Source organism: Streptomyces sp. NPDC051578 (genome assembly GCF_044454045.1).
Taxonomy (GTDB): domain Bacteria; phylum Actinomycetota; class Actinomycetes; order Streptomycetales; family Streptomycetaceae; genus Streptomyces.
The window spans coordinates 1,040,362-1,058,389 of sequence record NZ_JBITDH010000002.1 but is presented as its reverse complement, the minus strand read 5'-3'; the positions used below and the strand labels follow the sequence as shown (position 1 = coordinate 1,058,389).

Here is an 18,028-nt window from a genome sequence, read left to right as displayed (position 1 = left end):
ACGTACTCGAATTCGAAGGTGAAGGGCATGCCAGTGTCCACTGCGCGCCGGCGCAGCCCGTTCGCCTTCTCACACAACTGAGCTGCGGTGTTGGTAATGTTGTCGCTGGCCTCGCATATACGCCAGTGCCGACTCACGCGGCTCCGACCGGGCAAACCGGTGCACACACCGCTCATGCACCTTACCCAGACCCGCCGCCCACGCCCTCACATCACCAAATACCCCACCCACAACCAGACCAACGACCGTCCTGGCAATCAGTCACGCCAAACGCCGTTGCAGTATTAGACCCGTGGTCAGCTCAACGCGCTGACCACGGGCGGAGGTTAAATGCCAGGTTTGGTCTCAGTGCTCTTGCTGAGCTCGAGGGACCACGACCCGTCCGGAGTACTGAACGCTACCTTCCTTTTGCCACGCACGTAGAGCTGGATACCGGAGACTTCACCAATGCCACGCTCATCGATGTCCAGGTAGATGAAGTCGCTGGCGGAGCTGTCGACGGTCTCCCATTGGCCGTGGAAATTGGCGGGATCGGTGTGCGCGTCTGTCGACAGATCAGTTGCGGTGAATGTGCCGTCCGGATCAAGCCGGATCTTACCGCCGGTCTCATCGTTGCGGTATAGGCCGGGCACGTCTTCGGCGCCGATCTGAGCCGTGCAGCCTGCGGTGAGTAGCGCAGAAGCGGCAAGAGCAGCGGCGAACCGACGTCCACCCGTCAGCTTGCCCACTACGGCCCCAGCGTAACGTTGAACTCGACGACCACGGTCATGGTTGACCCCGGCCCTGAGTCGCCACTGACCCAGTCGATCAAACCATTGATGGCCTTACCGGCGGTCTCCTTGTACCAGTCTTGGTATCCGATGACAGGCGGGCGGGTCGCGGACTCGATGCTCTGCTCGCTGTACGCCGTGTAACGCCACACCACGCTGCCGTCCGCGTTCTTCCGGATGGGCGTCATACGGATTTGCTGTGATCCCAGGAACGCGTACGCGGAGTTTCCGGTGTATCCGGTCAGGAAGTGGTCTACTGGCGCCGTGACCCCGGCGTCTCTGAGCCACTTCAGGCCCTGGAAGCCAGCGAGGCTATAGCCGTACATGTACGTGTGGCCCAGCTCGTATTCCCCGGACCGCACCCGATCAGCAAAGTAGCCGAGGGCCTCAATGGTGTGGGGATGCTCGCGGTAGATTTTGGTGAACTTGTCGTTGGGGCCGAAACACTGGGACCGATCGCCGCCCCCTGTCAACCAGCTCCACCCCAGCTCGAACGGGTTATTGCCGTTTCCGGACTCGATGGGCTTGCCGAACGGCGTCAGACAGCTCTCGGCTCCGACCGGAAGGCTGTTTCCGCCGGAGTCGACGGGAACGGTCGCATTGTCGATCGCGTCCTGGATCGCCTGGCGCGCCGCGGCCTCGGCAACGAGGTGGTAGGCCTGGGTTGCGGCCTGCGCGGCGGCGGTGGCGTCCTTGCCGGCTTCGAGTGCCTGCTTGCGAGCGGTTGTTGCCGCGATGGAGGCGTCCGTGGCGTATCGCGCGGCGGTTTCAGCGGACCGCACGGCTCGTGTCGCGGCTTGACGTGCCACGCTGCTCGCCTTGAGTGCCGCGGCGGCTGCGTTGCTCGCGATCTGGGCGGACTTCGCCGCTTCGGCCGCGGACCTCTCAGCGGCATCGGCGTTGTCGCGTGCTTCTTGTGCAGACGTCGCTGCATCCTTGGCATAGCCCTTGGCGAGGTTGGCCCACTCGGTCGCTTTGTCAGCGGCCTGTCGTGCGTTGGCGGCAGCCTCGGAGGCGCGAGCCGCGTCCTCCTGTGCGTTCGCCGCGATTTTGGCCGCGCGTGCGATCGACGCACGGACCGCGCTGATGTGTGTGGCGCGGTCGTGGTCGATCCGCGCGAAGTCGTGCTGAGTGGTCGCGATGAACTGGCGGAGCATGAAGGTGTCGCCCTCGAGCGCGATCTGCGCCGCCGCCTTGGTGTAGGGGCCTCCGGTTGCAAGGAGTGTGGACGCAGCCACCCGGTCATCCTCGCGTGCGGCCGCCTCGCGGCCGACCCACAGGAAGGTGTGCACGGCCTCGGCGGTCCCCGTGTCCAGTGCGGCCGCTGCTTCCTTTCGCACCCGCGTGCCGCTGCTGGGGTCGGCCAGGATCCTGGCCACCTCGACCCGGTTGTCATCAGCGGCTGCCTCGACCGCTCCAGTCTCCAGGAAGGCCTTGATCTTGGCGGGGTCTTCGGTCTTCAGAGCCTTCGCGGCCGCCTCGGCCACGGCCTTCGTCGACATCGCGGCGAGCGCCGCGACGTTGTCGACGTTGTCCTGCTGCAGCGCGAGGACGCGGTCGGCCCCGATCCAGTTGACGACGTCCTGGTCCGAACCGGCCAGCGCGTACTCCGCTGCCTGACGGGTCCAGGTCCCCGAACCCTCCAAGAGCCGGACCGCCGCCTTGCGCCCGGCTGCCGCAGCCTGCTCGATGGTTCCGTTCCGCAGTGTTGATTCCGCAGCGCTGATGAGTGCTCGGAGCTCTTCGGAGAGGCGTGCTTCCTGGGACCGCTCCCGGTTGAACCGTTCGAGTTCGTTCGACTCCGCTTTCGCCGCGAGCCGGGCCTGCTCGATCGCCTCGGCTGTCTCCTCGGCCAGAGTCTCGGACTCGGCCTGGCGGGCCAGCTGTTCGACATTTCGCGCCTTGACGACCGCGTCGGCGGCGGCCTGCGCAGCCGCGACAGCGGCCTCGGCTGCCAGTGTGGACCGGTTGGCATAGTCGACCGACTCACCGGCGTGGGCGGCCGCTTCCTTGGCCGCGGCAGCGGCCTTCTCGGCGTGAGCGGCGGCGCTGTAGGCCGCGTCACGCGCTGCGCGGGCGGCGGCGGCCGCCTGCCCAGCCAGGTTCCGCGCCCTGCCCGCCGCCTGGGTCGCCCTGGCCGCGGCGGCGTCCGCTTCGGCAGCGGCCCGCTTCGCGGCAGCGGCCTCGGACCGGGCTGCTCCGGAGGCCACGGCCGCGTCGGCCGCCGCGCGAGCGGCGTCGGCCGCGTTGTTCGCCGAGCTGGCGGCGGCGTCGCCCGCCCGCAGCGCCGCCTCGGAAGCAATGGCCGCGACGTCTGCCTTGGCGGCCACCGTGCGCACGAAGCTCACCAGCTTCAGTGCGACGTCCGCCGCCGCGGTGGCCTCGCCCGCCATCGCCCTGTCCTTGGACGCAGCGATCGCCGCACGATAGGCATTCGCCGCAGCCCGTCCCGCTGACGCCGCTGCCGCAGCAGCGGCATTGGCAGCAGCCACCGAACGCTGTGCGGCGGCCTGCGCTGTCCGTGAGGCCGACACGGCAGTCGACGCAGCCGCGGCCGCGCCCATGGCCGCCTGCGCGGCCTTTCCAGCCGCCTTGGCTGAGAGTGTGACATCCTGCTCGGCTGCCAAGGCCTCGGCCTTGGCAGCCAGCGCCGAGGCCTTCGCCTCCTCGGAAGCACTGACTGCCTGGGCGGACAGCTCGACAGCCTCGTCGGTCTTCAGACTGGCGCGGCGTCCTTCCTTCTCCACGACGTCGACCAACTGCTTGATCGTGGCCATCTCCTCGTCGCGTGCCCGGGCGATGTACTGACCCGTCTCCAGGAACCACCCGATGGCCCTGGCCGATCCGTCGTTCATGGCTCGAGTCGCGTACTCAGCCACCTGTGGTGACGCTGAGGCGAGGATGGTCATCACCTGTACACGATCATCCTCCTCCTGCGCGGTGAACCGCCCGTCACTGAGGAAGGCCCGCAATGCGAAGGGTGAATCGGCCGCTAGCGCAGCGGATGCAGCCCCCTTCACGGCCTTGGCACCGTGGGCCTGGACCGTACTCACGGCCACCCTGAGGTCCTCGTCCACGGCAGTCTGGAAACCTCCCTGGAGGAGGGCCTCGACCGCCGCGTCCCCGCTGGACAACGCCGCGTTGATGGCCTTGCGCGTCGCCACACCCGCTGTGGTCAGGGACTCCGCGAGCGCGAACCTGTTGTCCTCGGCCCAGGCCACAGGTGCCTTCTGGCCGAGGAACTCCGTTATGTCCGCGGTAGAGCCCGCCAGTGCCGCTGCCGCCGCGGTGCGCACGGCCCGGCGGCCCGATCGGTACGCCCAGACCACCTTGCCGCGATCGGTGGCCGGAAGCCCAGATCCCTCGGGCACCGCCGGCGTGCCACCCGAACCGCCCGCCGCGTATGCCGGGCGCGTCCCGAACATACCGGTGGACAGCACGCTGCCAGCTGCTGCCCCGGTGAAAATAGCCAGCGCCTGACGCCTACTCAACACCCGCCGTGATTGCTGTGGCATCACGACCCCTTTCCACTCTCGCTGTATCTATCCGACCCGTACTCGCCCCGATGGAGCGGCACGGGCCGCCCGCCCCCAGCAACGCCCCAGACAGATACGCAAATAGCGCGCAGGTGCTGTCGGGGCGTCAAGGCAGCATGATCCCAGCATTCATTCAGCCGAACGTCAATTGGCCAGCAATGCGAGGTACAACTTCACTGCTCTATCCGGAAGTTATTGTTCCAGTTTCGCTGAATCCCACACATTCATGGGGATGAGACCTCATATCATCCACATGATCTTCACATCCAGTCCTACAACCTTCGCGAAACTAGCCTTTTTAGCAGACAGATTCGACAACTCTGTACAGATATTTCCGGTTTATCCTGTTGGACATGTGGACGGATTGTGATCTTGAATGAGGCACCGCAGAAAACCGCTTCAGCTCGCCCAGATGAATTTTCACGCCTCGCCAGGTGGGCTGAAATGACCTGCGCGGAATTATCGGCAGCCGTCATCCCGGCTACATCCACGACTTGTTCCGCATCTCCCTGAAACAGCAGCGCAGAGACATCCGTTCGGCGCGCGTCGCTTTGCATAGAGAAAGGGGATGCGGCACGTGATTCATAAGAGGGAACCGCATATGAAACTCGTCACCCGCCTCGTTGCGACGGCATGTACCGCCGGACTGGCGGCCGTGCTGTGGACGACGTCGTCGGCAGGCCAGCCGACGAGGAACACGGCTTCCGTGGCCGACGCGGCACCCGGCTATGCCGTAGAGGACTACAGCTACCCGAACGCGGACAAGATCCTCACCGAGAAGAACATCGTCCTGAAGCGGGGCGACGGGCACATCGTGCTGGCCGACTGCGCCAGCGAAACCGGTCTGCTCGAGGTCTGGGGTCGCAGCCAGGACAAGATCTGCTTCAAGGTCACCGGGAAGAGCGGCTGGCTGACGCTTGAGGTCCCGGCCGTGTACGCCGTCAAGGGCAGCGTCGACCAGAGCGCCCAGGTCGACATGACGGTCGGCGCCGAGAAAAAGTCCTTCGATGTCGCCAAGAACGCCTGGACTGCGGTCGGCGAGAGTGCCGACCCCGAGGGCCGCGACCACATGCTCGTCGAGATTCGCACCTCCAAGTAGGCATGTTCCAAGGCCTGTTCACCCCTTAGACCCCGCAGTAAGAAACAACCCATGCACGCTCGCACGCCGGCGGCCGATGGGGCCCGGCTTCTTCGCACACCGAAAAGGAACATCATGTCTGTAAACGGTTCACGCCTGGCGTGGGCTGCGACCATGCTCGCCACTGCGGTGGCCGGCGGTCTCATCGGCGCTGGGCCGGCCACGGCCCTGAACGGGAGCGACGCTCCCAGCGCTGACTACTCCTTCGCGGCCAAGCTCAACTTCGGGGACAAAACTGCCTGCTCGGGCGCCCTGGTCGACCCCCAGTGGGTGCTCACCGCCGCATCCTGCTTCCGCGACGGGACCGCACCGGTTCCAGCTGGCAAGCCCGCAGAGAAGACCACCGTCACCGTGGGCCGTACCGACCTCAGCCAGCCGAGCGGCACCGTGGTCGAAGCAGTGGAGCTCGTGCCACACGCGGACCGCGACCTCGTCATGGTGAAACTCGCCTGGCGCGTCGTGGGAGTGCAGCCGGTCAAGGTCGCCTCCACAGCCCCGGCGATCGGCGAGCAGGTCACCGCACTGGGATTCGGGCGGACAAAAACCGAGTGGGTCCCGGACAAGGCGCACGTCGGCATGTTCACCGTGGCCTCGGTCGAAGCCGGCACCGTCAACCTCAACGCCGCCGGCGACGCCGTGATCTGCAAGGGGGACACCGGAGGGCCCGCTCTGCGGCTGAAGGACGGCCGCCTCGAGCTGGCCGCCGTGAACTCGCTCTCCTGGCAGGGCGGCTGCCTGGGCACCAACCCCGCCGAAACCCGCACCGGCGCCGTGGAAGCCCGTGTGGACGACGTCACCACCTGGATCGACCAGATCCGACAGACCACTCCGGAAACCCGGCTGGCGGCGCTGGTGCCCAACGTCACCAAGGTGATGGCTACCGGCGACTTCAACCATGACGGCCGCACAGACATCGCCGCCGTCACCACCGACGGAAACCTCCACACCTTCGCCGGGCGGCCCGACGGCACCTTCGAGTACGGCCGCCCGCTGTGGCGGACCGACGGATCCTGGGGGCCCGCCAAGAAGATCATCGGGGGTGACTTCAACGGCGACGGGTTCACCGACATCGCCTCCGTCTGGAGCGACGGCGCTCTGCGCCTGTACGCGGGTCGCGCTGACGGCAGCCTGGCCGACGGCAAGGCCATGTGGGCGGACGCGAGCACCAACTGGAACGCCATGCTCCAGCTGGCCCGCTACAAGGCCGACGCCTCCGGGCGCGACGGACTCCTCGCCGTCTGGGGTACGGGCGACGCCAAGGGGTCCCTGTACGCCTACGCCACGGGCCCCGACGGCGTACTGACGGGCCAGAGCCGGAAGATGTGGGCGGACACCACCTGGCTGAACATCCAGAAGATCACCACTGGTGATCTCAACAGCGACGGCCGCGACGACGTCGTCGCCATAGCCTCCGACGGAGCCCTGCGCCGCTACAGCGGCAACGCGGCCGGTGGCCTGGACGCCGGCGTCTCCATGTGGCCGGACAACGCCTGGAACGGCATGCCCATCATGCTGTCCGGTGACTTCAACGGTGACGGCAAGACCGACCTCGGCGGCCTCTGGAACAACCAGCTGCGCTTCAACTTCTACAAGGGCAACGGTCAGGGCACCATCGCCGTAGGCGTCCACGCCTGGCCCTCCCCTCTCCCCCTGCCCGCGGGCGGTCAGATCCGCAACGTGAACAGCGGCAAGTGCCTGGAGATCACCAACTCCAGCAAGGACGACAGCGCCCCGGCCCAGCAGTGGACCTGCGGCGCCCAGCCCGGCGCGAAGTGGGAATTCCGCCCGACCGCCACCGCGGGCGTCTACCAGATCGTCAACGTCAACAGCGGCAAGTGCCTGGAGATCATCAACTCCAGCAAGGACAACGGGGCCCGCGCGCAGCAGTACACCTGCTACGACATTCCCACCATGCAGTGGACGATCAAGCAGGCCGGCATCTCGGTCAGCCTTGACATCACCAACGTCAACAGCGGCAAGACTTTGGAGATCAGTAACTCCAGCAAGGACAACGGCGCACCCGCCCAGCAGTGGGGGCACTCCCCCGACGCCTCCTACGCGGGGCAGAGCTGGTACCTGTAACCCCCCCCCAAGGGGTTACGAGCACACCGGGCAACGGCCGGCCGCCCATGGCAGCCGGCCGTTGCCCGGTTCCGCGTGCCACTCGTTCTCTCCGAGGAAGCCCTGCACGGGCAGTGCCCAGTCAAGTACAAACTCCCGCTTCGACACCCGAGGAACTCGCGGTACCCCACTCCCCCACCCGACGCCCCCTCGGCACCGGCACCAACGCCGACGTTCGCTGAACACCGGTCACCGGCCACCCCGGCCGACCGGCGCACACCACCCCCAGTGGGGACGGACGCCTCGCGACGGGCCACTGGAATGGATCGGAATTCCGCGCCCGGGCCCGCATTACAGTCGTGGCAGACCGCGCCGGAATGGGTGCGCGGGACAGGACCAGTGCCCAGCGCGCCCTGGTGCAGTACGACCCGAGGCAGGCCACCGGAACACCTGAACACCTGAACACCTGTCAGCGGACGAACAGTCGTGTCCAACGCGCGCTCGACGCCCTGCTGCCCGGGGGCCGGCCGAAGCGGCGGGCCGTCCTGGCTGGGCCGGGACAGCCCGCCCCCGACGCCGGCGTCGACATCCTCCTGGTACCGGTCCATCCGCAGACGGGGCAGACCTGGCCCCGGCCGGCCGGCTGCATCGGCATACCCGGTGCCGCTGCCGCTGGGGGTGTGGCTGTGGTTGGTATCCCCCCAGCCGTACTTGCCGGTTCCCGCGTCGGGCGGCATCCCCCAAGACGTCCTCCGCGACGACCCGCTTCCGCCGCGCCCCAATTGCCTGTTTCGGGCCGACCGGGGAACGCTCCAGCACACCCTGGTCCGGCTACCAGCCGCTCGCAGCCCGTGGCTGCGCGAGATCCTTGCGAACCTCACGCAGTACACGTCCACCGGCCTTTTCTAAAGGCTGTTGCAGAAGGGTGGCCAGGCCTGAGTGGCGTCCGGTTTGCCCCGATCCAACCCTCCGGCTTGATGGCCTGGAAAGGGGCCAAAGACGCTCATTATGGGGTCGCTCGCGTACCTCGCCAAGGGCCTCGATCACCTTGTGAAACAACCTTTACTGATCTTTTCGTAAGTTCGGTGGGTGTGGTGGCCGTGTGGGTGGGAGGCTGTCGGGGTGGCTTATCGACCTTCCCCCTCGGTTGCCGGTTCCTCCCTTCCTCCGTTGTCACGGCCTCAGTTGGCGGAGGCGCGTCGTGTTCGGGCGGTCGAGTTGTTCGAGGACGGTGTTTCGAATGCGGAGATCGCGGGGGCGGTGGGAGTGTGTGCCGAGAGTGTGCGGCGTTGGCGGCGGGTGTGGGAGCAAGGTGGTGCTTCGGCCTTGCGGAGACGGGCAGCCACCGGACGCCCACCCAAGCTGGACGACACCCAGGTCGAGACGATCCGGGCCGCGTTGGAGCAAGGTGCCCAGGCTCATGGTTTCGAGGCCGACCTGTGGACCCTGGAACGAGTCGGCGAGGTCGTCACCCGGGCAACGGGGGTGGTGTTGTCGAGGGCGTCGGTGTGGCGGCTGCTGACCGGCCGGCTCGGATGGAGCCTGCAACGGCCCGAGCGGCGGGCGGTCGAGCGGGACGAGTCGGAGATCGCCCGTTGGATCGCGCACGAGTGGCCGCGCATCAAAAAGGGGCCATGAACACACGTGCCTGGATCGTGTTCCTCGACGAATCAGGCGTCTCCCTGCTGCCTCAGGTCCGCCGCACCTACTCGCCCCGAGGTCGGACGCCGCTGTTGCGGCACCGGCTGAACTGGAAGCGCGCGTCGATGGCCGGGGCCTTGGGATACCACTCCACCGACCCCGATCGAGGGGCCCGCCTGTGCTTCCACCTCAAGCCCGGCAGCTACGACACCGCCGCCCTCATCGAGGTCCTGGAGCAGATGAAGCTGTTCTACCGCGGCGAGCGAGTGGTCCTGGTCTGGGACGGCCTGTCCGCCCACTGGAGCCGGGCGATGCGGGCCTGGGTCGCCGAACAGGACTGGCTCACTCTGGAACGATTACCCGCCTACGCTCCCGAGCTGAACCCGGTGGAACTGCTGTGGTCCTCGCTCAGGAAACGGGAACTCGCCAACCTCGCCGGCGACCATCTCGCCGATGTCGCCGACGCCACCGAGCAAGGCATCCACCGCATCAACACCAACCCCCGACTGCCATGGTCGTTCCTCGCCCACACCGGCCTGACCATCCACCCACCACACCCACCGAACTTACGAAAAGATCAGTAGGCCGTGTTATCGAAAGTGGATCTTGGGCTGTGAATGATCACGGTTCATGGGGCGGGGAGATCTCACGGACGAGCAGTGGGCGGTGCTGGAGCCGTTGTTGCCGAAGGGCGCGAAGACGGGGCGACCGCCGGTCTGGCCTCGGCGGCAGTTGATCGACGGCATACGGTTCCGGGTCCGGACCGGTGTGCCGTGGCGAGACGTCCCCGCCGAGTACGGACCGCCTACCTGCGCCGCCGCGGAATCCGCTGCACCATCCCCGACAAGGCCGACCAGGCCCGCAACCGCCAGAAGCTCGGCTCCCGTGGCGGCCGGCCGCCACGTCTTGACGCGGTCGACTACCGCGAGCGCCATGCTGTCGAGTGCGGGATCAACCGCCTCAAGCGACACCGGGCCGTCGCCACCCGGTACGACAAGCTCGCCGTCCGCTACGAGGCGACCGTGCTGGTCGCAGTACTTAACGAGTGGCTGCGACAGGCGCCCTGCTGGGACCATGCGCCGGTGGACTCAGGACTCCCCGCCAGATGGACGATCGAACGCGTGCGCGCTCTTTCCGGAAACCCAAGCGCCGCCCCGCTCTCCCTCGATCGGCTCGTAGTCGTCGAGGTGGCCGGCCAGGGCGACTACGAGCCGCTCCGGCCCGATGTAATTCTCGCGTTCCACGAGTTGTGCCTCGTGCGGGACGACGATGAGTGGTTCATGGGACAGCTCGACGATGACGGCTCGGTGATCTGCTGGGCCTCCTACGGATCCGGCCTGGCCGAGGCCATCCGCAGTCTCTGAACGACACCCCGCACCTTCAGCCACTTTCGCAACAGGCCCTAGCGGTGACCGAATATAGTCCTCGCCCTTGTCGCCGGGACGGTGTATCTGCACCCGGTGTCGTCCGGGGCCCCGGGCAGGAAACGTCAGACCGACGGTGGTACGGCAGGAAACAATCGCGCCGGCCTGCCGGCCTCGGCGGTGGCCCCATCCGCGTACAGGCGCCATGTGCCGCCGTCCAAACGCACACATGGATCGGTCCACGTCTCCGTGGCGTCCGGCACGATCATCCGGGTAGTGGCTTGTTGGACGTCGTGGATGACCACAGCGAGAACCCTGCAGCCCAGATGGCCCATGGCGAGCTCCTGTTCAGGGTGGTCCTCCGGGCCTGCGGCCTGAACCACGTAGAACCGGTCGTCGACCCAGTACCCGGACACGTCCAGCCAGGCGTCCTCCGGTAGTGGGACACCGTCCACCCACACGCCGACCTACTCGGTCTTGTCCCTCAAGTGCACGGCCCGATGACGGTCGTCGGAGGTGAATTCCACGTGCAGCCCGGTTCCCCTCCAGCAGTCCACGAAGGAGCTACAAGCCCCCGGTATCGGGCCTATGCGGAACTCCGGAGCGTCGGCGGCCGGGCCTTCGACGGGAGGACGGCTGCAAGTCTGCGGTTCCCGGCATGGCCGGTCTATCCGACGTTCACAACCGAGCCCTATCGCCGCGCAGTCCCGCGGTGACGCTTGAGACAGCAGGGCGATGAGACGTTCCCGATAACGGCCGTCCCCCACCAGGCCACGTAGATTGCTTGCGTTCGTCCACCACATGAGCAGATCGACGCCCACCACCGAATGCCGCAGCCATGCCTGCCACAGATCGCCCTGAGCCTTCCACCGGTTCGAGGGCCCAGTACCAGGCAGTCTGCCCCCGGCCTTTTCATGAGGGGCACTCCTGCGCGCTCTCCAACGCACCGCTCCACCCGCCCCGCCCGCTCGACACCGCCGGACAGACGCTAAGGAATGCTGGCCGGTCAGCTCACACAGATGATAGAAGGCCGCATCGGAGCCTGCACGCAGGAAGTCCTGGAGAACGGCAGCGATTTACGTACGTGTGCGGACCCGGAGGGCCGCTCCAGCTAGTGCTGTGACCGAGTAGGTCCGCCGGGTTGGGTCGTGCTGACGGCTCCCTGCACCAGTACAGTCGGCGCGCTGAAGGAGCAGAGGAGCCCCGGTGCGCACAAGTGGCAGCAACGCTGATGTCTACGGCCAGCGGGCCGTGGCCCTCAGGTGGATACAGGTCGCGCTGTTCGGAGTCTTTGTCCTGTTGGCCGGATTCCGTATCTTGGAGAGCCATCACGGCGGTGGTTCGAGCTCGATCATGTTCGGGCTGATGGCCACATCGGCACTGTCCATCGGCGTGCTGGAACGTTATCGGGCAAACGCCGCCAAACGATCTCGGTGACTCACTTTCCAATTGGTTCAGGCCGCCGCTGACAGAAGCCGACCGCCCCAGCGGATGCCTTTCTCGCTGCGGATGCTGGCGCGTTCCTTGCGTTCGGCTACCCGCCAGGCGCTGGCTCGCCTCGTTCTGTGCGGTCATGCAGCGGATGTTGTGGATGGCGCCACTGGTCTGGTCGCCACCGAGAACGACCCTGACACCGGTCCCGGAGGCCGGGTAAGCCGGGCATTCCAGCTCATCGAACTCGCGGAGCGCGCTCTGGCCTCGGCCGTGATCTACGAACGCGAGCGAGGCAGCTCCTGGGCAGAGATCGCCCAGTACCTGGGCATCAGTCCAGTAGAGGCGGAAGAGCGGCTTGCCGCGAACCTGGACGGTTGGAACACGGCCTTCGTCGTCCCCTATCGGCTCGATGACACCGGCCGAAAGCGCCTACCGCAGCTGCCCACGGCAGCGTACGACCCGGCCTGGGCATGCGACCGGCTCGATACCTGGGCCAGAAACCGGCTCATTCTTGTGAACGACGTGCGCCCCGTCAGCTCAGGTCTCGTCACGGCTATGCCGGAGAAGGAGTTCCCCGAAGTGACCCCTTAGCGGCGTTGGCCACCCACATCCGCCAGCCCGGCGGGCTCGGGAAGGACCTCGACCGCGCGGAGCGTCGGGCGGCCGCCCTGGCCGCGATCGATGAGGACTGGAACCCGGGCGACGACGACCACGGGTGGACGGTCGACTGGCAGCGCCACACCTACCTCACCCAGCTCCTGGACCAAAGCGTCCGCCTGACCACGATCACCGCCGGGGTGACCCGTCACCGAGAGGACATCGGCCGCTGGCTCGCCCCCTAACGACGTGCCTGGAACCGGCCGAACGCCGAGCAGCAGGCCCGCCTCGCCGCGCTCGGCGTCACCCCCGCGCACGTCGAACGGCCCCGTACCGCGGCCACCGCGTCCGGACGCGGTACGGAAGCCTTCCGCAAGGGCGTACAGGCCCTCACGCAGTACATCGAACGGGAAGGCGGAGGCCTGCCCGGCCGCGGGCACGTCGAGCTTTCACCCGACGGGCCGCAGCATCGCACTGGCGTGTGGATCGTCAACCAGAAGCAGCGCCGCGACCGACGCGGCCGGGGCCAACTCGCCGCCCTCGCCGAACTCGGCATCCAGTGGGCGTGAGACCAACCCACGCCGCCACAGGCGCGGATCGCTTCATTGCCACCCCTCAGCCACTGGTGTATCCCCCGCATCACGGGGGGAGATACAGGGCGCGATGGCGACACCACGTGCAGTACATGCCAGCAAGGGAGCAGTTCTTGCCCGCCGATCACCGCCTCATCTGCCTGCCGGGCGTGCCCAGCGTCACCATCCACAACCCGTTCCCGATCCGTGTCCACGCAGATGAGTGGAAGGCGGAAGAGCACGTCCGCGAGTGGGTGCGCCGCTTCCGCCTGGTGACCACCGATGCGGCCGCCGACCACTTCGATCAGGCGGAGTTCGGGCGTTTCGCCGCCCGGATCAAGCCCGATGCCATCGACATCCGCACCATCGCCGAATGGGTGTCCTGGCTCTTCCTGGTGGACGACCAGTTCGACGACGCGGGTGATCCCGCGTCCCAGGCGCAGGCCGTCGACCGGTTCGTCGCGGAGCTGCGGGCCGTCCTGCCGGTGGACCTGGGGCCCACGCCGATGCCGACGTGCCCCGGGACGGCGGCGGCCGCCGACATGTGGCCGCACACCGCGCCGCCGATGAGCCGCTCCTGGCGTATCCGCTTCATCGACCACATCTGCGACTACATCGACCTGTACCGGGAGGAGATCGCCTACCAGCGGTACACCACCCCGCCGACCGCCGATGAGTACATCCCCTACCGGCGGATCATCGGCGCCGCCGATCCGACCTTCGACCTCATCGAAGTAGCCGAAGAGTTCAGCCTCGACCCGGCCGTATTCGACAGCCGCATCTACCAGCAGATGCGGCTGGCCGGGAACGACATCGCCTGCTGGACCAATGACATCCTCTCCCTCGCCAAAGAGGCAGCCCGGGGCGACCTCAACAACCTCGTCGCCGTACTCCAGCACCAGGACAAGCTCTCCCTGGAGCAAGCCCTCAACAAGACCGCCACCATGATCAACAGCCGTGTCGGCACCTACGTACGGCTACGCGACGAGTTCACCAACTCATTCCACGTCTTCAAGCTCCCCGTCAACGACTGGTACAAGACCGTCAGCGCTGTCCACGGGCTCGGCACCTGGGTCGCCGGCAGCCTCGACTGGCACCTCCTGTCAGGCCGCTACACCCACATCGAACACACCGAACCCGGACAACACCCCAGCTACTTCGAACCCGTCACCCCACCAGTCACACAACAAGCACGTACGAGCCCCGCCCCTGCCTGACGACACCCCGCCACGCGCCACACCCGCCCGTATTGAAGGGCTGCACCGCGGCAAGGAGCACCACCCCGGGGGCCGGCCATCGAACGGTCGGATTCGGCAGTCCGGTCCCCTCCCCAAGGGGCCGGCTCACACGCAGGTGTCGAGCATCTCGTCCAGCCGGTTGCGTTCGGCTTCGGTGACGGACAGCCTGTAGCTGTGCTTGATGTGCGTCCAGGCCCTCGAGTAGGTGCACCAGTACCCACGGGACGGTGGCCCCCACTGGCCCGGGGACTGGTCACCGCTTCGACGCCGACGACGAACTACTTCTTGGACCACCCCACACACTGGCTTGAGAGAGCTGACGCGAGGTGGGCACGCCCAAACCACTGTGCACTCGGGGTGCTCTCGGTCTGAAGCCACAGCCATGGTTTCGTCTCAGCCTCCGTCCAAAGCGGGTTCCCCAGGCCTGACCTGTTGCGACCCACCCACCCGAGCGGGCGTCACGATCACGAACCGCACCGTCCGGGTCACGCCCTGCCTCAGGTGCGCGGCTCCAGCGGTGGACTGCCGGCGTACCGGGACTCACCTGCTGGTGCGGCAGCTGCATGCGCGCCTCTCGGCATCTATCCCTCAGGCCCGCCGTCCAGCCAGTTCCCCTGCCTCGTTGTACCTGTCGGGTGCGCCAACCGCCCCAATACCGCGACGTCAGGAGAAACCGTGCGTCTGCGTTGGTCCGTCCCGCTACCCGGCCCACTGTCCCTCGGCGGCTCCACCCCCCTCTTCGGAGGCCGGCGCCGAGGCGGTGGTATCGGCGGGGGAGCCGGCCTCTTCGTCGGCGCGGTCAAGCTGTGCGGCTACGTGCTGGTAGCCGAGGCATGGATCCTCTGGTGGTCCCTGAAATGCTGGTACGTCCTCGGTGTCCTCACGCACCGGAAGATCACCGGACAGCCCACCCCCATCTGGCGTTCCGACGGCGGCTGGTGGTAGCCGGGGTCCGCTGCTCCCGGCCGCAGCCGCGGCGCCCGCCTTGGCACCGGCCGCGATGCCCTCGGCCCGATCACGCAGGGATCCGGGCTGGGTCGGGCAGGGGCCTACGGTGAGGTGGCCGCAGGGACGCGCTTGCAGTTCACGAAGACGAAGAGCTGGTCCTCAGTGACGGCCAGGACCGCGTCTAGGCACCGGCCCCCGCAACTCCCCTGCGCCGCCTCTGCGGGCTTGCCGCCGATGCAGTAAAGGCCGCAGAAATACGCCCCCGGTATCGTCGCCCCCGCCGTGCCAGAGATCGGCTGGTTCCTCAAACGTCTCCTGCCCCCTAACCGACCCCGGCGTGATCCTCGAGATCAGGTCATGCGGGAGGCCGCCGCCGAGTGGTCTCGGCGGCGGCCTCCCGGTGTGGTGCCGGGTGGGTTCAGCGGAGTTGGAAGAGGGCTGTGTGGGTGGTGGCGTCGTTCAGGCCGAGGGTGAGGGTCTGGCAGGTGCCGGCCGAGGTCTTGGCGGTCTTCCACACCCAGGTGTAGGTGTCGGAGGCGGAGTCGTACTGGAGGGCGCCGGCGCTGTCGGCGGGGGCGGAGTTGCCGACGGGGGCGCCGGTGGTGCAGTCGGTCTGCTGGAGGGAAGGCTGGCCGGGGGCGAGGATGCCGAGGCCGTGGTCGCCGGCCAAAGAGAACTTGAGCGGGACGGCGTGCCCGGCGTTGATCCGGTTGACGGCTGGCGCGTTGTCCACGGGTGCCTGGAAGCCGCTGAAGGCGTAGGTGTAGGCGTAGTGGGCGGCTGCGCTGGTCCCGGCGGGGGTTGTGGCGGTGACGTCGGCGGTGGCGACGGTGCTCGCGGCCGGGGCGGTGGCGGTGATCTGGGTGTCGCTGTCGACGGTGAAGGATGTGGCCGGGAGGCCGCCGAAGGTGACCGCGGTGGCGCCGGTGAAGTGGCTGCCGGTGAGGGTGACGGTGGTGCCCCCGGCCAGCGGCCCGTGGTCGGGGCTAAGCGCGGCGATGGCGGGCTTGGCGGGCGCGAACGCCATGGCGGACGCGTACACCCCCATGGCGGTGGTGCGGACGACAGTGTTGCTAGCGGTGTCGATTACGGCCATGGCGCCCAGGCCGGTGGCGACGTAGAGGTGCTTTCCGTCCGGGTCTGCCAGCACCGTGTTCGGGGAGCCCGCGATCGGGACCGTGGCAGACACGGTGGCCGTCGCGGTGTCGATGACCGCCACGATCCCGGCGCTGCTCGCGGTGACGTAGGCGCGGGCGCCGTCCGGGCTGAGGGCGAGCGCGCCGACGGTTTGGGCGATCGGGACGGTCGCCGCGAGCGTCCCGCTGGCGGTGTCGACGACGGAGAGGGTGCCGATGTTGACGTTGGTCGCGTACACCTTGGTGCCGTCGGGGCTGATCGCCAGGCCGCCGATGGAGCGGCGGTCGGCGGTCGGGATGCTGGCGGTGACGGTGTTGCTGGCGGTGTCGATCACCGCAATGTCACCGGACACAGCCGCGTAGAGGCGCGTCCCGTCGGATGTCGGTGCGAGCCTCGTCGCCGTGTAGGCGACGGGAATGTACGCGGTGGCCGTCAGAGTTGCGGTGTCGATCACCTCGATGCCGGGATGTCCGCCCGCGTTCTCCGAGACGTAGGCGTGCGCGCCGTCCGGGGAGAAGGCCACGGTGTAGGGCTGGCGGCCCGCCGCCACGGGAGTGATGACCGTGTTGGTCGCGGTGTCCACCACCGATACCGAGTTGCCGAACAGGTTGACGACCCACGCCTGCGAGCCCTCCGGCGACACCGCAACCGCCTGCGGCCTGGTCCCGACCGGGACGGTGCCCACCACGCTGTCGCTGCTCAGGTCGTAGGTCACGAGCGAGTTCGTGTGGAAATCGGTCAGGTAGACCGGCTCCGCCGCATCCGCGGCGTGCGCGGATACGGCCGGCAGCACAGCGCCAGCGGTGCCTAGAACCGCGATCGCCAGCACCGCGCCCGCGCCACGCCGCAGGCGACTCAGCCGCCCTTCGGGCGCGCGTCGTCCGCCAAGAACCAGGGACATGAGGTCCACCTATCGAAGAGATGACCGGATACCGTCTCCCGGCTTCAACTCATGCTATTCACACGTTTTTTGACGGACCGCCACATGTTCCTTTTTGATCATGCGTGCAGTTTTCAATGCTGGCTCCGATTGATCTGGACCGACGTGCGGGGCCTGTGCTCGAAGTGGTGGTTCGTCCCAGTGCATCTGAGCGGCGCGACGATCCTCGACAGCGCCACCCGGCCCAAGGCGGCTCTGCGGCCGCTCTACCTGAGCGCAGCTGCCCGGCTGGCTCGGGGCCGTTGTCCCGAAGCCGTACCGGAGCCTGGTCGCGGAGATCGCCAACGGGTCCTCGCTCGGGCCGCCGGAGGACGGTGGCCTGCTGCCTCTGGGCCGGCTCACGCCGGGCTGGGCCCTACCAGGTCGATCGGAATCCCGCGGCGTCGTTCCCGCTCCAGGAGACCTGGACCTGGGAACGCGAGCCCCTCGCCGAGGACCACACCGAGCATGTCGCTGATGTCCACGGCCACAGGGGCCCCGGCCTCGACATCCCACGCGAGGACTTCGCCATTGAGGACCAGGCCGGCGGGCAGCTGGCCGGCGGCGGCCAGATCAGGGAACGCGTCCTGGACCAGGGCGCCGCCGCGGGTCTGGAGCAGCACCCGCCCACCCGACCCGGTCCTCTGTGGAGTACAGCGGGACGGTGGTGACG

13 protein-coding genes and 3 pseudogenes are annotated in these 18,028 nt (G+C 67.7%); 11 read left to right on the top strand and 5 right to left on the bottom strand.

Going from position 1 to position 18,028, the window contains the following annotated elements:
* Positions 1-108: 108 nt before the first annotated feature.
* The 3 genes and pseudogenes from ACIA6C_RS16055 to ACIA6C_RS16045 form a co-directional block, all read right to left on the bottom strand.
* Positions 109-231 (bottom strand): annotated as a pseudogene (locus tag ACIA6C_RS16055) (IS701 family transposase); the annotation flags it as partial.
* A gap of 95 nt (positions 232-326) precedes the next feature.
* A complete protein-coding gene (locus ACIA6C_RS16050; RefSeq protein ID WP_399276172.1) occupies positions 327-728 on the bottom strand; it encodes a hypothetical protein in 402 nt (133 codons plus the stop codon).
* Positions 728-4,285 (bottom strand): ALF repeat-containing protein, encoded by a 3,558-nt coding sequence (locus ACIA6C_RS16045; RefSeq protein ID WP_399276170.1) that lies wholly within the window; start codon positions 4,283-4,285, stop codon positions 728-730. The genes ACIA6C_RS16050 and ACIA6C_RS16045 overlap by 1 nt, the downstream gene beginning before the upstream one ends.
* Before the next feature lie 622 nt (positions 4,286-4,907).
* Between ACIA6C_RS16045 and ACIA6C_RS16040 the strand changes: the two genes are divergently transcribed.
* The 11 genes and pseudogenes from ACIA6C_RS16040 (at position 4,908) to ACIA6C_RS15990 (ending at position 15,296) form a co-directional block, all read left to right on the top strand.
* Positions 4,908-5,405, top strand: a complete 498-nt coding sequence (locus ACIA6C_RS16040) for a hypothetical protein (RefSeq protein WP_399276168.1) — start codon at positions 4,908-4,910, stop codon at positions 5,403-5,405.
* A 153-nt stretch (positions 5,406-5,558) separates the two neighbouring features.
* Positions 5,559-7,526 (top strand): RICIN domain-containing protein, encoded by a 1,968-nt coding sequence (locus ACIA6C_RS16035; protein WP_399276166.1) that lies wholly within the window; start codon positions 5,559-5,561, stop codon positions 7,524-7,526.
* 1,068 nt (positions 7,527-8,594) lie between these two features.
* Positions 8,595-8,822, top strand: a pseudogene (locus ACIA6C_RS16030) (helix-turn-helix domain-containing protein); the annotation flags it as partial.
* A gap of 9 nt (positions 8,823-8,831) precedes the next feature.
* On the top strand, positions 8,832-9,143 hold the full coding sequence (locus ACIA6C_RS16025) for a winged helix-turn-helix domain-containing protein (protein ID WP_399276257.1): 312 nt from the start codon (positions 8,832-8,834) through the stop codon (positions 9,141-9,143).
* Positions 9,140-9,730 (top strand): transposase, encoded by a 591-nt coding sequence (locus ACIA6C_RS16020; protein ID WP_399276164.1) that lies wholly within the window; start codon positions 9,140-9,142, stop codon positions 9,728-9,730. The genes ACIA6C_RS16025 and ACIA6C_RS16020 overlap by 4 nt, the downstream gene beginning before the upstream one ends.
* A gap of 46 nt (positions 9,731-9,776) precedes the next feature.
* Positions 9,777-10,201: pseudogene (locus ACIA6C_RS16015) on the top strand (transposase); the annotation flags it as partial.
* Between the two features lie 1,515 nt (positions 10,202-11,716).
* A complete protein-coding gene (locus ACIA6C_RS16010; RefSeq protein WP_399276162.1) occupies positions 11,717-11,947 on the top strand; it encodes a hypothetical protein in 231 nt (76 codons plus the stop codon).
* 72 nt (positions 11,948-12,019) lie between these two features.
* Entirely contained in the window at positions 12,020-12,535 is a 516-nt protein-coding gene (locus ACIA6C_RS16005) for a hypothetical protein (protein WP_399276255.1), read from the top strand.
* A 5-nt stretch (positions 12,536-12,540) separates the two neighbouring features.
* Positions 12,541-12,786, top strand: coding sequence for a hypothetical protein (locus tag ACIA6C_RS16000; RefSeq protein ID WP_399276160.1), 246 nt, complete (start codon positions 12,541-12,543; stop codon positions 12,784-12,786).
* Between the two features lie 461 nt (positions 12,787-13,247).
* The gene (locus ACIA6C_RS15995) at positions 13,248-14,330 is read left to right on the top strand and encodes a hypothetical protein (RefSeq protein WP_399276158.1); all 1,083 of its coding nucleotides are present in this window, start codon (positions 13,248-13,250) and stop codon (positions 14,328-14,330) included.
* Positions 14,331-15,026: 696 nt separating this feature from the next.
* Positions 15,027-15,296 carry a hypothetical protein gene (locus ACIA6C_RS15990; protein WP_399276156.1) on the top strand — a complete coding sequence of 90 codons (270 nt, stop codon included), beginning with the start codon at positions 15,027-15,029 and terminating at the stop codon, positions 15,294-15,296.
* A gap of 421 nt (positions 15,297-15,717) precedes the next feature.
* On the opposite strand, the gene ACIA6C_RS15985 is transcribed toward ACIA6C_RS15990, so the two are convergent.
* Together ACIA6C_RS15985 and ACIA6C_RS15980 are read right to left on the bottom strand one after the other, a co-directional pair.
* Positions 15,718-17,337 carry a PxKF domain-containing protein gene (locus ACIA6C_RS15985; protein ID WP_399276154.1) on the bottom strand — a complete coding sequence of 540 codons (1,620 nt, stop codon included), beginning with the start codon at positions 17,335-17,337 and terminating at the stop codon, positions 15,718-15,720.
* 377 nt (positions 17,338-17,714) lie between these two features.
* Positions 17,715-17,978 (bottom strand): hypothetical protein, encoded by a 264-nt coding sequence (locus ACIA6C_RS15980; protein ID WP_399276153.1) that lies wholly within the window; start codon positions 17,976-17,978, stop codon positions 17,715-17,717.
* Positions 17,979-18,028 lie beyond the last annotated feature (50 nt).

Excerpts from the sequence above, each read along its gene's own strand:
- ACIA6C_RS16045 (WP_399276170.1), bottom strand. The coding sequence starts at position 4,285 with ATGCCACAGCAATCACGGCGGGTGTTGAGTAGGCGTCAGGCGCTGGCT.
- ACIA6C_RS16040 (WP_399276168.1), top strand. The coding sequence starts at position 4,908 with ATGAAACTCGTCACCCGCCTCGTTGCGACGGCATGTACCGCCGGACTG.
- ACIA6C_RS16035 (WP_399276166.1), top strand. The coding sequence starts at position 5,559 with ATGCTCGCCACTGCGGTGGCCGGCGGTCTCATCGGCGCTGGGCCGGCC.
- ACIA6C_RS16020 (WP_399276164.1), top strand. The coding sequence starts at position 9,140 with ATGAACACACGTGCCTGGATCGTGTTCCTCGACGAATCAGGCGTCTCC.
- ACIA6C_RS16005 (WP_399276255.1), top strand. The coding sequence starts at position 12,020 with ATGCTGGCGCGTTCCTTGCGTTCGGCTACCCGCCAGGCGCTGGCTCGC.
- ACIA6C_RS15985 (WP_399276154.1), bottom strand. The coding sequence starts at position 17,337 with ATGTCCCTGGTTCTTGGCGGACGACGCGCGCCCGAAGGGCGGCTGAGT.